Source organism: Candidatus Colwellia aromaticivorans (assembly GCF_003333305.1).
Classification (GTDB): domain Bacteria; phylum Pseudomonadota; class Gammaproteobacteria; order Enterobacterales; family Alteromonadaceae; genus Colwellia; species Colwellia aromaticivorans.
In genome coordinates this window covers 1-15,349 of the sequence record NZ_QOLD01000018.1, presented here as the reverse complement: position 1 = coordinate 15,349, position 15,349 = coordinate 1, and the positions used below count along the sequence as shown (strand labels likewise).

The following is a 15,349-nucleotide window of genomic DNA, read 5'->3' as shown; positions in this document are numbered from 1 at the left end:
AATTTTAAACACTGAGATTCCAGCTTAAGACACAACTGGAATGACGGGAATACTAGGTATGGTGAATAGTTACAAATTCACAAAGGTAAATTAATAAATGAAGTCACGTTTTAGTGCAAAAAAGAATAGTTCAAAAAAGAATAGTTCAAAACAAAGTAGTGATTATAGTCATTCAGCGCCTAAAGTTGGGGTGCTATTAACTAATTTAGGCTCACCTGCTGTGCCTACTACCACTGCTGTACGCAACTATTTACGTGAGTTTTTATCTGATCCACGAGTGGTTGAAATTCCCCGTGTGATTTGGATGCTGATATTACATGGTATCGTGCTACGTTTTCGCCCTAAAAAATCGGCCAAATTGTACCAAAGTGTTTGGACAGAGCAGGGCGCGCCATTATTGGTTATTAGTCAGGCTCAGCAACAAAAAGTTGCGGCACAAATAAAACAGCAATTTGGCGAAGATGTCATTGTTGATGTAGCTATGCGCTATGGTGACCCCTCCATAAGCAGTGTATTACAAGAATTTCAACAACAAGGCGTAGACCAACTTGTAGTGTTACCTTTATATCCACAATATGCAGGCCCAACGACAGCATCTACTTTTGATGCAGTGAGTAAAGAGCTACAGCAATGGCGATATGTACCAAGCCTTCATTTTATCAACAGCTACCATAACAACCCTTTATATATAAAAGCGTTAGCAAACTCTGTCAGTGAGCATTTATCTGAACATGGCATACCCGATAAGTTAGTACTTTCCTATCACGGTATGCCAGAGTTATTTTATCAATGGGGTGATCCCTACTTTGATTTTTGCCAAATCACCACGGATTTACTTAAAAAAGAGTTACTAGCAAGATCATTAGGCTTAACTGATGAGACTTTCGTGATGACTTTTCAATCACGCTTTGGTAAAGCAAAATGGTTACAGCCTTATACTGACGAAACCCTTGCAACTTTAGCTAAAGAAGGAAATAAACATCTTGCTATTATAAGCCCTGCTTTTAGCGCCGACTGTTTAGAAACCCTTGAAGAGTTAGAATGTGAAAACCGTGAGGTGTTCATACAAGCAGGTGGAGAACAATATTATTACATTGCCGCATTAAATGATCGTGATGATCATATTTCGGCATTAGTTAATATATTAACACCGCTGATGAATAAAAAATAATTTTGTGGTTGTTTTTCTCGGTGAGGACATAGTTCCTCGGTGTTCTCTGTGGTGAATTTTACTTTATCACTGAAGTAACATGTTTAACCACCGAGAACACAGAGACGCTGCGCGCTGCACAGAGAAGTGATTAAGGAAATTATATTTAATATGGCAGTGAACAGTTTGGTTAAAGCATAAAGCTTTTTAGTACATTGACATACTGTATAAAAACTCAGTAAACTGTTGTAATGAAAAACGTATCATCAAAAAAGACAATTGTAAAAAAAATAATTCACGTTGACATGGATTGTTTTTTTTAACCAATGCTATCTTGAAGACTAAATTGCATACCTAATCTAGTCAAAGATCAAAAATTTATATTGATATAGTTTGCGCTATAGTTCAATCTAAAATGAACACTTTTTGATAATAGCTAAAATGGAAAAATTTATACATAACAGTAACTACATGAAATCAATTCAAGTAGATAGGTTTGTTAGCTTCATTGATTCTGAAGGTTTACCAGTTCTTTTACCAACACTGTTCTCAATTTCAATGAACAGGATGGGATATGTGCCAGAGCGAAAAGAAAGAGTTAATAAAACAACAGGAGAAGTTGAAGTCATTCTCGATAAAATAGAGGTATCTCAACATACGATTAATCAATATGAGGGGGTTATTCTACATTTCCTCCAATATGTTGAACAACAATCTCAAGTAAACTCTAAACTTCCCAATGTTCATATGCATACTCATGCGACTTCTGAATTTATAAATACATACTTGAACGATTATTTGATTTCAGATCTAAAAAAAGGTATCAACACAGCTACTCAAGTAAGATCTGTCCTTACAGCATATTACAATTACCTTTCACTTTTTGAAATAACTAATACCAAGAATTTATATATATATCCAAAACTTAGGAAAGAAGCTCAAAAAAATGTAATACGTAAAAGAGCTTATAAGTACATTCTAAAAAGTACTAGAACAATGATGTTACTTGAATGTAAGACAGTAAGAGATGAACTACTATTAAGGTTTGGCTTTGAATGTGGACTTAGATCAATGGAAAATACAAGTTTATTCCTCGAAAACTTTACGTATGCAAAAAAGCCAGTTAAAGGTTTTTTAACTTTATTTGATGAGCTAAAGCAAAAAGATAAACAAGTTTTTGAGTATTTATTGATAATTACTAAAGCAAGACGAAACGAAGGTTCTCCAGCGAGAATAATATATATTCCTCGTTCTTTATTAGAAAAATGTCATCAATATTATCTAACCGAACGTCCAGATTCTAATTCTAATTCATTATTTGTTAGCTATGAAACTAATCACTCAGGAAATGCAATTACTGTTAAATGTGCAACTCGCATATTTACTGAAGTTAAAAATAAGTTACTCAGTAGTAGTAGCGTAGATGATATTGTTTTGAATGAAGAAAACTCATATCACCACCTTCGTCATAGTTTCGCAACTGAAAAATTCCATGTGCTTTGTCGTGGTACTCCTCATCATTCAATAACCCCTGGTCATGCTGTAATTAGTGAGATGGCGCGGTTAATGGGCCATAAAATCAATAAAAAAGAATTCGCTCAGGAAGTAACTATGCGATATATACGCTCTGTTGATTTCATGCTTATAGCTGAAAAGGTCTAGGGTAATCTAAATGGATGAAATTAAAAAAACGACAAACTATGAAATTGAGACTGAAGTGCACCAAATCCGCTCAGCATTCAATAAGTCATTAAATGCTGATATTGAACAGAAGACCAATGTTAAAACAATACCTGTGCTACCAAAGCGCATTACTATCGGTATGCCAACACGAGTAAAGGAAATTACTTTTGAATGCATTAGTAACGATGAAACAGCTCAATTGGTTTTTGGATCTGTAGCTTTGTATTATACTTATGTCAATGCTCATCAGAATGAGTATGGAGAGTCCAAATTAAAAGAAATATCAGAGCAATTTCCAAGGTTAACTGAGTTTTTAAATCAATATGAACTTAACAAAAGTAAATTCAAAATAATTAAAGATTTTGAAACTTACCTTGTTGATAAAGGCTTTAGTGGGAAGGGAGCAACTCGCGTAATATCCTTTATTAATTACGCTAAGAGAATACCATCATTAAATGCAAAACAAACCAATATACTATTAGCAATTGAAAGTGCAACAAAGCTAAATCCAATAGAGTCCGAACAAAAATCCCTTGTAGATTGGTTTTTGAGCATTAATTGGCTAGGATCAAAAATGGCACAAGATGGAAAATCTGATGTATTTCAACGACTAAGTTCAGCTAGATTTCTAATGCAATCCTTCAATCAGACAGTTGCAGAGTTAATGTTAATTTTGCAAGAAGTGAGTCGTGATCTAACTGACACACTAAAACGGAACGACTTTAACGTGGCGATTGTAAAATCAACTATCACTGATAAAGATAAAACATTTAGAAAATATAAATTTCAAAAAGAAATTTTATATTCAGTGACAAGAATGACACATAGTGTTGAAAAGCAAACTTTGGAAGTGTTGGTACATGATTTTTGTCTCGAAGAAAATAAAAATTATGTTGTTACTACACTGGGCAGTAATAGAAATTTAATTTTAAAAAAATTGATTGATAAAAAAACAGTATTTACTTTTTGCAAGGCAATAATATTTGATGATAGTTTTATTAATCAACTTGATGGTTTTTTGAAGGGTGAGCAAACATCGTATCCCGTCAGTAAAGCAGAAGAAATATGTTTTTATTGGCTGAACTGTTCTCAAACTGTTCAAGCTAGTGATGCAAGAAAATTAAGATACGAAGACTATATTTTTTATGGTAGTGCTAAAAAAATAACGCATCTTAGTTGTGATTATTGGAAATCAAGAGCACACGATTTTAAGACGACAGACACATTAGATACCAAACTACCAGCCGGTAAAGCTTTATTAACCTTTCTACAAAACAGAAAGTCAGTCGATGAATTAATGTCAATAACATCAACAGATGCAAATAAAGCGCCATTTTGCTCTACTGGTTCAATTGGAAAAATGCTTACACTTATGTCAGGGGGGACTTGTCTTCAGCGTGTTAAAAAAGGATTACAACAGCAACAAGTATCCACCTTGTTTTTAAGTTTAATTCAATGTCTATTTAATAATTATGAAATGACACTTAAACGTTGGATGAATATTAGAATAAAGCAAGGCCATGATGATACAAGTATATATACCTACAGAAAATTAGTAGCAAATTGGATTCACCCAACTTGGTTCACGGGGTCAATGATTAAAACGGCTGCCGTTCATGCAAAAAGTAAATATTTTAGAGTTGGTGCACTGGTTAATAACAACTCGCACATGGGTAGTACTGAGCATGACGTTTACTTTTCTGAACAAAATTTAGAGCATAAAAACACAGCAGCGAGGTTATTGAGATTCGTAATGGAAGATATTGAAAACGTCGCTTTTAAGCCTAATATTGAAGAAATTCAAAAAAAAATAACAGAGAGACAGATAAGAACTCAACTTATATCAGAGACAAGTGGAAATGTGCAGCCCTTCGATAGTATAGATAAAAATAAAGAGCCGACAGATACTGATATAGAAGGTGATGCGATTAGAGTCATAGATAGTGTTGAGACAGTCGTTAATTTCTTGCATTACATAAAGGAAGCTGAAAAGCACTATAAAGTACTAGCAACTCACAATCCAATTTATCTGGAAAAACATGTACTTGTAGAAGCTGAATGGAAAGAATATGTTCTGAATAATTTAATATCAAAACAGATTAAAACCAAGGGTTTTGTAGCGTATGAACAGTACAAACCTATGTTACCAAATTTATTTTTATCACAAATTAGAGTATAAATATTTATGACTATAACTTATGTTGAAAAAACAAAAAAAATAGAAGAAACAAGTATTTATATTAAATTAAAAACTCAAGTTGCAGGATTGACACCAGAGAAAGGGGAAGTGTTTGATGATGTTTTAGTGCTAAAAGATATTACAAGCTACAGTTTCAATTTCGGTTGGTTTGATCTGTCAGCATACAGGGCAGAAACACACTATTTTATTATTGTAGATGGACAACAGTTTTCAATAAAAACATCCATGCTCGCATGGATTATTTGGTGTGATGTGGTAGGTGATATCAAAAGTAATAAAGTTAAAAAAGTTGTTTTTCAAGGCTTGCTTTTGCTATTTGGCTTTTTAACACAAGAAAAAATAGATACGGTAAATGCACAATCATTGACCACTCTCTTAGAAGTCATGTTGACATGTTCAGCTAACGAGAAAGGAATATCAAAGAGAATAGGGGTCAATGGTGCACGTCTTTTTTGGGCATTTAATCCACCTAAAATTGAAATGATATGTAAATTATTGGGTATGAAAAATGTCTTAATTCATGCTATGAGCAAAAAAAGACTAACAAGCGCACTTAACAAGGTGCTTATGTCTGTTGCAGATATATCTTATACAGATTATGCAGAGGGTGGGTCATTCAATTTTTTAACGCTCGATATAGGTAAGCACTACATAAATCATTTGAATATATTATTTAGTCAACACTTTTTTGCAGCTTATGCCGTTGCTCAAGTGAAAAATCAAAGTTCAGAACTTATTAGTGGTTATGAAGATACAAGAATCAATCATTCATTAGTATGGATATCAATCTTGGAAACTCATTCTACAGAACAAACAAGAATGATAAATAAACAAAAGAAAGCTTTTACTACGTTTAAAAAACGAGCGATGGTTGCTTATGAAAAGCACTACAAAGATGCAGTAAAACAATTTGCAATATTTAGCGATACAGCATTAGATATATTGCTCGAACGTCTTGGACTTACCAGTAATGAAGATAACAAATTATTTATCAAATCATTGTTATCTATTGACGTATCCTTATCAAATATTTCAGAACAACAAATAATAGATGATTTTTCTGATACCTTGGAATATCTAGTGAACGGGGCAAATCTTACTCTTAATAATTTCAAAATAGAAAAAAACAAACTGATTGACGAACTTGTTAAGCAGACTGTAATCGTTAAGCCTGATACAAATATATCTTCAATTTTTATGTTTGATACAACAATTGGACGATATGGTTTTACTAATATCATGGCTTTGCTAGGTTGGCGTGAGTCAGAATATACATTTCCAGAAACTGCAATTAATATCTCTCGTAATCATGATGTAGTAGATCAAATTCGTTACCCTGTTCGTTTTCAAGTGAAATGGAAAGTGCCAAAAATGGGGGGTGAAACTAAAATATATAGAGAGATATCGTTAAATTCATATATCTTGTTAAAGCAACTTCAAACACTTCACTGTTCAGATGAAACACAGCCTATATTGTTCAAAAGTGATGAAGATAGTCAGTCGGTTGATATTCGCAATAGGGCTAATGTTGCATGTGTTACGGGATGGCGACACTTTAATGATAATTATGTGCCTTTTGTTGAATTAGATATGCTAGAAAAATTGCAAGAAAAACGAGCTAAAGGGGTGTTAGATATTTCAGAAAGAACCACTCTGTTAGTGTTATCAGAACGATATTCATCTTCTAGTAATACCCAACAAGTATGTAATGTAAGACGTAAAGTACGAGATGATTTATCAAAATTGATAGCTGTCGGTGTTATCACTGAAAGTAAAAGGTGTACAGGTGCATTTTTGATCGAAAGCTATTGTAACAATACCATGAGTATTGAAAATCGTTTGGTGTGGGATGAACAACTATTACTTGAACATAAAGAATATTTAGCTTCACTTGAGCCAGGTGAAAAAATTGATCGAGGAAGTCTTAACGATATTTTGAATACGATCAAATCAAACTGTGCGTACCCCACACCCCATGCTTTTCGTCATATCTGGGCTGAATGTGTATATCGACGTTATTCCGGTGATGTTGGTTGGTTAATACGCACAAACTTCAAGCATTTCGGAGAGCAATTCTATCGTAGATATCTGCGTGAAAAGCATATGCAAACATCGGAAGAAATAGCTAAGAGAAGAGTGATAAGTTCCATTTTAACTGCACATTTAAATGCGATGAAATTCGATGAAAGACGTGATTTTGGAGGGAAAATGGATGTTTTCTTAAGAAGGGTATTTAAACAAACTAAAGTGGTTAGTCCAGAGCAATATGGTCAAGCCTTGATGGAATTTGCAAATCTTGAGATAGCAGACATAAAAGCTAACCCTTGGGGCTTTTGCATGTTAAAAATGAGGAACAGACATAGAGCTAACTGTGCTGAAGATGGTGTCCCTCAACGAGATAAAGCTGGTGTTGAATTTTGTATCGGCTGCACTAATCATCTAGTAGAGCAAGAGAATATTGTTTTCATTGTTTTAAATGTTGCAAATCATGTCACAGCATTAAAACAACCAATGCCACTGGTTTTCAAGATTGAGAGTCAACGTATTGTTACAGAAACTATCAAAATGATGAAACAATTAGATAAAAACAACAAAACAAATAGAAATGTGAGCTATATCGAAGAGATGCAGTCAGCGATTGATATATCAAAAAAATGGAATTATTAGCATGACTTTGTTAGATATTTTAAATAAAGAAGTAAACTCTAATATAAAAGAAGGTGTCCCTGATTGGGTTAGTGAAAAGAATGCATCACTGAAAGCATATAACATAATCAATGAGTTAAAACTTGAAAAACTTACCTTTATTAAGAAACACAGTAAGGTTACAGACTACAGAAAGAAGGGAAATTATCAGATTAAAATACAAGATATTGTTCGCCAAATGAAGGAAGGAAGAACAGGTGTTTTTCAAAGTAACTCATACTCTACTGACCTTAAAAAATATTTTAAGGAAATTAACGATGAGTTAGAAAAGAAGATGAATGCTCGTATCAAGAAGAAAGGTGGATTACTTGCTAAAAACAAAATTACAATAGTGAAGAAAGCTCAAAGCTTGCAGCAAGAATACGACGAATTGAAAGATAAAAAACTGAGTGAATTTTATGACGATTTAATAGGAAAAATGCCGATTAAAGATAAACTAAAGCTAGGGATTATTTAAAAGCAGGATATTTATAGCTATCAACTTGTGCTAAGTATATATAATCAGTTTTCCTAGAACCATCTGGAAAATCTCTACCATCAGTGCCACCTAATTGCATTTACCTTTGCCAGCCAATTACATTTAACTGTGCCAATAATATTTCGACTTTATTAGATCTGTCATCTTTGGATATATTGAACACTGCTAATGCACACTTCTGCCACTAAAAAGACGATCTCCTAATGACAAAAAATGCCACATTACTGACCTAAATTAGTCCTCAAAATTAGGCCAGTTTATGTTCACTTAGATACGATAGCGGACGTTCCCCACAGATGAGTATATGGGACTTTTGATGATGGCTTTTTGCCAGTAAGTCGCTCAGCCTGAGTGTGAACAATGCCACCAAAGCGGCCATTCGAAAGTTCAGTATATAATCAGTTGTGCCTCAAAAAAATCATACTTTTCGAAAAAATTGCTTATTGATCTGTATTCCTCAGAATGCTGCATGCATTGAAAGTGTTTATTCATAATTAATTCGAGTGTTAGTATGGGGTATGAATGAAAAGTGAAAACTTATCAATAATTTCAGTTTATTATGTGCCAATAAAGAAATGTCTAATGTCTAACGTTAATCAAACAGTAAAAAAGTTATCGGAATTTAAAGATGCAGCTAAATTTGAAAGGTTAGCTACTGCTTATTTAAGATCGTTTAATCCAAATAAGTATCAGAGTACAAGTCATTTAGGTGTCAACCCGAAAGGAAGTACGGTTAAAGCACCATTAGACGGGTTTTCAGTCTATGTAGAAAATGGTGAATTAGGAGTAGCTGGTTTAGAACATACAACGACAGATATCAGTCGCCTACATGACAAGCTTCTTAAAGATCTATCGACTGTAAAGCCCAAAGACCTCGCAAAAGGCCCCACTGGTAACGAGGGGGATTTAAGAAAAGCTATTAATGAAATTAACGGTTATCGTTCTAAATATCAAGATATAAAAAAAGCAACAATCGCTTTAGTATCGACATTTGATCCTAAACCAGAAACGATCTTAGATGCTAAGACTTTAGCCAAAGAAAATGATATAGACTTAGAAATTCATGGAGGTACTACAATAGCCAATTACCTCGACACGACAGCTAAAGGTCAATATTTAAGAAAACTATATTTGGCTGAAAAACCAGAGAAGTTATCACTTGAATTGTTGAGGGAAATTACAGAAAAGCAAATCGATGATTATTCCAAGCTTATTGATGTTCAGTTAATGGTTCAAAGAGTAACCTATCAGCCTGTAGTAAGTAATCATCAATTTTTAGTCGGGGAGTCAGGCGTTGGTAAATCAATTATTGCTTTTAATTTCTTTAAAGCTAATTTTGATAATGGCAGCGCAGGTATCATTTTATCTGAAAGAATCATTGATAAATCAAATTCTCTAGAACAAGCTATAACTGAGCAATTATCCGCATTTGAAAACAATTTAAACGATGATGCTGGAGCAACAGCCCTTGATCTTTGTCAACACCAATTGCCTTTCGTTATAGTTATTGAAGACATAAATAACTCGGATAGCCCAACAAAAACATTACAGAAAATATTAAAATGGATACAAAAAAATACATCTGATAAATGGCTAATTGTATGTCCTGTATATCCTAATTATGTCGATAGCTTAAAATATGATGAAAAAGTAAAAATTAGTGAATTTACTTCATATGTAAGCAATTTTTCAAAAATAGAGGCAAACGAAGCTGTCAAAGTAAAAGCAGAAAAGATCGGAGTCGAACTATCAGAAGTAGAAATAGCATCAATATGCTCATCACTTGGTAATGACCCTTTATTAATAGCTTTAAGTGACTTAAGTTCAGAAACCTCCGCTGCCGATATCATTGAAAATTATATAAGCAACGACATTTGTAAAATTTCGGCTAATTTTGATGATATTTATGAAGATGAAGTTGAAGAACTATATGAAGAGTTAGTTTGCTGTTTATTGAACAATAGAAATTTCAATCCAACCATAAAAGAAATAACTGGATGGTTCAAATACTCACCTAGCAAATTAGGCAGTTTGAAGAAGCTATTGAAAAAAGGCTCTGCAATTTATTTTTCAAACAAAAATGGTAGTAACTCTCTTTCCTTCCGTCACGATAGAATTAGCTTAGCAATGACTGCAAAAATTATTGCTAAAGACTTAAATTCACAGCAAAAAATTGAATATATATGCGACCCATTTTATTCGGAAGCAATAGCCGTAGCACTTGTAAAAAATTTACTTAAACAAAAATCAATAGACTACCTTTTAAGAAAAAACCCCTTAAGTTTATTCCATACATTCAAACTGACTACAACAAGTAGCCTTATAGATACGACTTATCTGATTAAAAAAATTGAAGCGTGGATTGTTGAAACTAACAAAGATAAATTGGCGAATGAATATATAAGATTTGAAGCAATTAGCATACTTTCAAGGATTGATTCTGAATGCGTTATACCAATGACTACGTTATTTACAAACAGCTCGTCAAATGAATTCTGGCTGGAGGCTAGGTTTAGAAATGGTGATTTGAATGCGGGTCTAAACCTAGTTTCAAGGCATGAGCTTGGTATAAAAGTAAGTGGAAGAAAAGAGTTGTTAGCTCATGTTTTTTCAAAACATGGGCAGGCTTACAGTAAGCAGCTAAGTGATTTATTAGGCTCAAACCCTAAATGCGATAATACACTGAATGCTGGTTTATTATTGGCAGGTTATCTAGGTGATTCCTCACTTGAACCATCAATAGGTAAATGTTGGAGAAAGTCAAAAGACAAAAAAGAAAACCTTTTGAGCTATATGTGGGCGGCTGCTCGCTGCCATGAAAATGATGAATCATTATTGGGTGAAGTTTGCGATCAATGGGCTATTTTACCTGCTGAAGAAGATGATTACGGAAGTAGTGGTTTAAACTCTTTTGCTAGTGATGGTTTGTCTTGGGCATTTGAATCCTATGTACCTATTAATGCGCTAACTTACTTTGCTAAAAGGGCGAGTGAGGATGAAAGACTTGAGTGGCCTATTACTTATATGTTTAGAGTATTAGGAGTACCTGTTGCTGTACAACACATAGTTGAATCTTTGGCTAAAAGGTATGAAAAATCAAAATATGGCTTCTTTGTTAGCTCAACATTTACTGATCACTATAGACGCAAAAATAAGATGTCTGATGAGTCTAAAAAGCTTTTAGAAAAAATTATTAAAGATAAACAATCTTCCCTCTCCATGGTCAAAGCTGCTACAAAAATTTATGGTTCAGTTGAAAAAAATACAGACCTCTCATTTCTAAATTCAATTTACAAAGAAGATGACGCTTTTGAATGGGCTATTTTTCAAAGAGCCAAGAGAGGTGATTTATCTGTTATCAATTCGGTAATAGAGTTGATCCCTTCGAATAAAAGATATTGGTGGCAAACAGGTAGATATGTTTGGAATAAAGAACTTACCGATTATTTTTCTAAAACAATAAGCGAAATAAGCACAGAAAAAGAGGGGGACGTAGATTATATTCTTTCTGAATTATTGATGGAGATGGAACTAGATACATCAAATCGGATCTTGCTAGATAATTGGGAAAAAGTTAAAAGTCGGAGACGATTTATTCAAGCAGCATTATATATTTCTCTTCCTAAATTATTAGAGCTTGTTCACAAAGAGGTTGAGAGTTCAACAGAACCTCAAGATATTTTCAAACATGTTTTAATGGCGTTTGGTGACAGGACTAATGGAAGAAAAGGAATAACAAGGCTAAAGCAGGTAGAAGCCTTATGGCGTTATAAAGAGCATTTAAGTGAAAGTGATATTCACTCTCTTTGGAACGTATGTAATCGAAATAAGTGGTTTCAATATAGACGAACAAATATTGATGAATCTGTTTCAAAAAATAAATATAGATCAATCACATCAATTAACACTGACACCTTAGAAAAAGAGTATGCAGATGAGCAAGCGTTATCATGGCGGCTCACCACGCAGTGGTTTGAAGACTGTATTGAAAGCGGATTCGAACATTCTGACTTAGTAAATTTAGTAATCAAGTGGTTCGAAACAAAAAAAGATGTAAATAGTTTCAATATAGTAAATCAGATAGCAATGAAAATGTTCACTAGGAAGGATATGGCTAAACTTAATAATGCTGTAAATGGGTTGAAAGACTTAGATAGATCGTTTAAAAATTTAGATTTTTATATAAAAAATAGGTCTCTATCTTAGTTCTTACCACCACATGATGTTCACAAAAGTAGTAAGCCTTTTTTGCCTTTTAGGAACGATGGAATCCTAAAAATCAGCTTCCGCTTTGAGCTTAAACCAGCCCCACAACCAAGTAGTAAATTTTAGTTAAACTTACCCTGAATATGAACATGGTTTATCAAAACTTAATGTCAGCTTATGGCTAACTGAAGAATGCTCTAATTCTCACTGGTTCGATGTTAACAAAGATACGAAAGCAGACGTTCCCCAAGCGGACATTCACTTAAAAAGGAATAATACACGTATCTACCATTGCACCTTCTCTTCCTTTTTCACTTGGATGCACAAAGTTTAATATTTCCTGAATTTCATCATCAGATGGTAACGGTATTTTTGAAGTTATGTCTTCAAATTCCAATAGATAGTTTTTATCTGATGTAAATTGAACTTTTAATAATCTGGCTTCATGGCCAAATCGCTTTAATAGCCCTAGTCTAATTTCTTGCCAGTGAGATAATTTACTACTATTTCCCTTTACCTCTACTGCGTAATATTTATCGCCTTTATAAGCGGCTAAATCATATCGTCCAGGGTGTTGAGAAAATTTATATTTTTTTCTTGTTTCTTTGAAGTTAGTCTCATAAAAATTTTTATAAACAATATATCGTTGTATAAAACGGTGAACTTTAATATTGTCTTTTAAGAATTTATTTTTTAAAAAACTAGAGTCTTTCATTACCGCAGATACCAATCCTAACCTTGTTTGGCATTTAGAAATACTTAAACAACCAGGTTTATGGCCCGTAGTTAATTCTGGATTTAAAGTTGCCAACTTATCTGGATTAAACATATCTTCTCCCAAATTACATGGAGCGTTTGTAGGATCAACCTTGTGTAATAAACAAGGAAATTTGGTTTGACAAATGTTCGCTAATTTAATTAATTCTGTTTTTAGATAATCGAATTCTTTGGGGAAATTAGAAGTTTTTAAAACACTAGGAGAAATTTCAGGTAATATCTCTCTAGTCTTTTCAAGTTCTTTACATATATTAATAATTGATGAACCAACGTTAATTTCAGGCAAACGTTCTATATCTAATGATGAACTTTGTTGATTATAACTTCTCCCGAATTGCAAAATCGTAAACCCATTATCTTTTAGCCAGTTCCTAGCAATACTTTCAGCTTCCTCTCCCATTTGTGTAATTTTTTTAGCTTTTAATGTGTCTTTTTTATTTGATTCTTTGGTTTTGTTTGCTAGTTTCTTCCAGTTTCCTCGCCAACCTAATTCTAAAGCTAAATTACAAACATTTTTCAATTCAACAATACGATCTTGTTCGATTAAAAATTTTGCATATATTTCTAATCCCGTATGTCTTGGTAAAGTAGGTAGAAAGGCTTTAGTTGTTTCAGAAAGTTTATCTAAGACTTCCTTCCCCACTTCATTCAAGAAAGGTAAAGCCTCGCTATGCTTTTTGGAACATTCGAAAAGATTTTTAATAATAGATGAATTTAAAAAGTGGGTAGCTGATGATGAGTTATTAAAATTATGTCGAGACTTTAGTAAATTCAAATAAATATCAATATGACCATTTTTGTATATTAAGTCTATGACTTGTGCGTATTCTCTTGCTGTAAATTCAATAGTATCTAAAAGATATGGGCATTCTTTTTGTATAAGTGAGTTTACGAGTTCAATACTTTCTTTATTTAAATCCAATATATTATTTAAAATATTCATAAAAAAATTCCTGTAATAACCACAATACTAAATAATTATTTTATTTTGCCTAAAACTAGTTATCTTCTTCAAACCAGCATATTTTAAATTAACATACAAAGTCAAATAACCAACACCAATATAGCAATCATTAAACCAGAACTATAACGGCTGTTCATACTTCTGAAATTAAGAGTAAATTTTTAATTTGTATTGGCATTGCATCAATTAGGTTATTTTGATTCTGTTATAGTAATTATGCATCTCAATTTATTAAAAGGGATTTGAAACAGATGTTAAGTAAAAATGATAAAGTCATATCAGTAAAAGCTACATTAAATCGTATTGTTCCGAAACTTAAAGGCAGAACTTGGATTGTAGATTATTCTTATCGGCATAAAATAGGGAATAAGTTACCAAGAGGAAAAAGATACAAAAATTATAAACAAGTTGAAAAAAAAGAAAAGTGGATATCTCATATCACAAATGATCACTCGCTCATAAATTTTTATTTTAAAAAACAGATATCTCCCTTATTACTTTCACAGTTAGCTTTGTTAAGAAAAGCTACAATATATAAAGAGTGTCAATTAAATACTCAACAAGTCTTTGAAGTTATAAAGTGGCTTGAAGGTGAAGAAAATGTACCTCCATCGACAAAACTATCAAAGAACCCAAAATCTTTCAGTGGAGGCTGCTTGTTGAAAAACTATGAACATATCCATGCACCAATGCTTCCCAATGCTTATATGGAAATGATGGAAAAACCCAAAAACATAGAACGAATTGTAAATAATCTAAGTGATGAGACGGGCAAAATTGATCTGAAAAAAGTTGAAAGTGAAATATTAAAATCTGGAAAAAATAAAGCAGGAAGACAAACGGGACACTGGTTAATAACTAGAATGAAAAATGGAATTCGATATTATCTTGGAGTATTTCCGCATGATTATAGCTTTAAGTTAATTCATGAACAATTATTAGAATCCCAACGACTTCTAAATTTAAAAAATTAAAGGAAACGATAACTACTCTTTCTTTTTCAGTTAAAAATAAACTATATTGAGCTTAAACCAGCCCCACAAATGAGCAGAAAATCTGTGAAGGTCTGGGTAAAACACTTAGCTAAGTTTTACATTCCAGGGCAATAATGTTTCGATATCAAGTGCAGAGTTGGTCAATTGCTCTAGGCAATGCATGAGATAGTCGAATGGTATTAATCCATTC

Annotated in this window: 8 protein-coding genes; 7 read left to right on the top strand and 1 reads right to left on the bottom strand. The window is 32.9% G+C overall.

The genetic code is table 11. From position 1 onward, the window contains the following. Positions 1-97 precede the first annotated feature (97 nt). The 6 genes from hemH to DWA31_RS02695 all read left to right on the top strand — a co-directional run bounded on the left by hemH (position 98) and on the right by DWA31_RS02695 (position 12,423). On the top strand, positions 98-1,171 hold the full coding sequence (gene hemH / locus DWA31_RS02720) for a ferrochelatase (RefSeq protein WP_114325135.1): 1,074 nt from the start codon (positions 98-100) through the stop codon (positions 1,169-1,171). Positions 1,172-1,621: 450 nt separating this feature from the next. After that, positions 1,622-2,812: a site-specific integrase gene (locus DWA31_RS02715; RefSeq protein ID WP_114325134.1), complete on the top strand. Its 1,191-nt coding sequence runs from the start codon at positions 1,622-1,624 to the stop codon at positions 2,810-2,812. A gap of 10 nt (positions 2,813-2,822) precedes the next feature. Next, complete coding sequence (locus DWA31_RS02710) at positions 2,823-5,012, top strand: hypothetical protein (protein ID WP_114325133.1); 2,190 nt, start codon at positions 2,823-2,825, stop codon at positions 5,010-5,012. A 6-nt stretch (positions 5,013-5,018) separates the two neighbouring features. Further along, positions 5,019-7,700, top strand: a complete 2,682-nt coding sequence (locus DWA31_RS02705; protein ID WP_114325132.1) for a hypothetical protein — start codon at positions 5,019-5,021, stop codon at positions 7,698-7,700. 1 nt (position 7,701) lies between these two features. Then, a complete protein-coding gene (locus tag DWA31_RS02700) occupies positions 7,702-8,196 on the top strand; it encodes a hypothetical protein (RefSeq protein WP_114325131.1) in 495 nt (164 codons plus the stop codon). 603 nt (positions 8,197-8,799) lie between these two features. After that, entirely contained in the window at positions 8,800-12,423 is a 3,624-nt protein-coding gene (locus DWA31_RS02695) for a hypothetical protein (protein WP_114325130.1), read from the top strand. 262 nt (positions 12,424-12,685) lie between these two features. Here the strand turns inward: DWA31_RS02695 and DWA31_RS02690 are convergent, their stop codons facing one another. Then, positions 12,686-14,143 (bottom strand): hypothetical protein, encoded by a 1,458-nt coding sequence (locus DWA31_RS02690; RefSeq protein WP_114325129.1) that lies wholly within the window; start codon positions 14,141-14,143, stop codon positions 12,686-12,688. Between the two features lie 272 nt (positions 14,144-14,415). Between DWA31_RS02690 and DWA31_RS02685 the strand changes: the two genes are divergently transcribed. Next, positions 14,416-15,138 (top strand): hypothetical protein, encoded by a 723-nt coding sequence (locus tag DWA31_RS02685; protein WP_114325128.1) that lies wholly within the window; start codon positions 14,416-14,418, stop codon positions 15,136-15,138. The last annotated feature ends 211 nt before the right edge of the window (positions 15,139-15,349 follow it).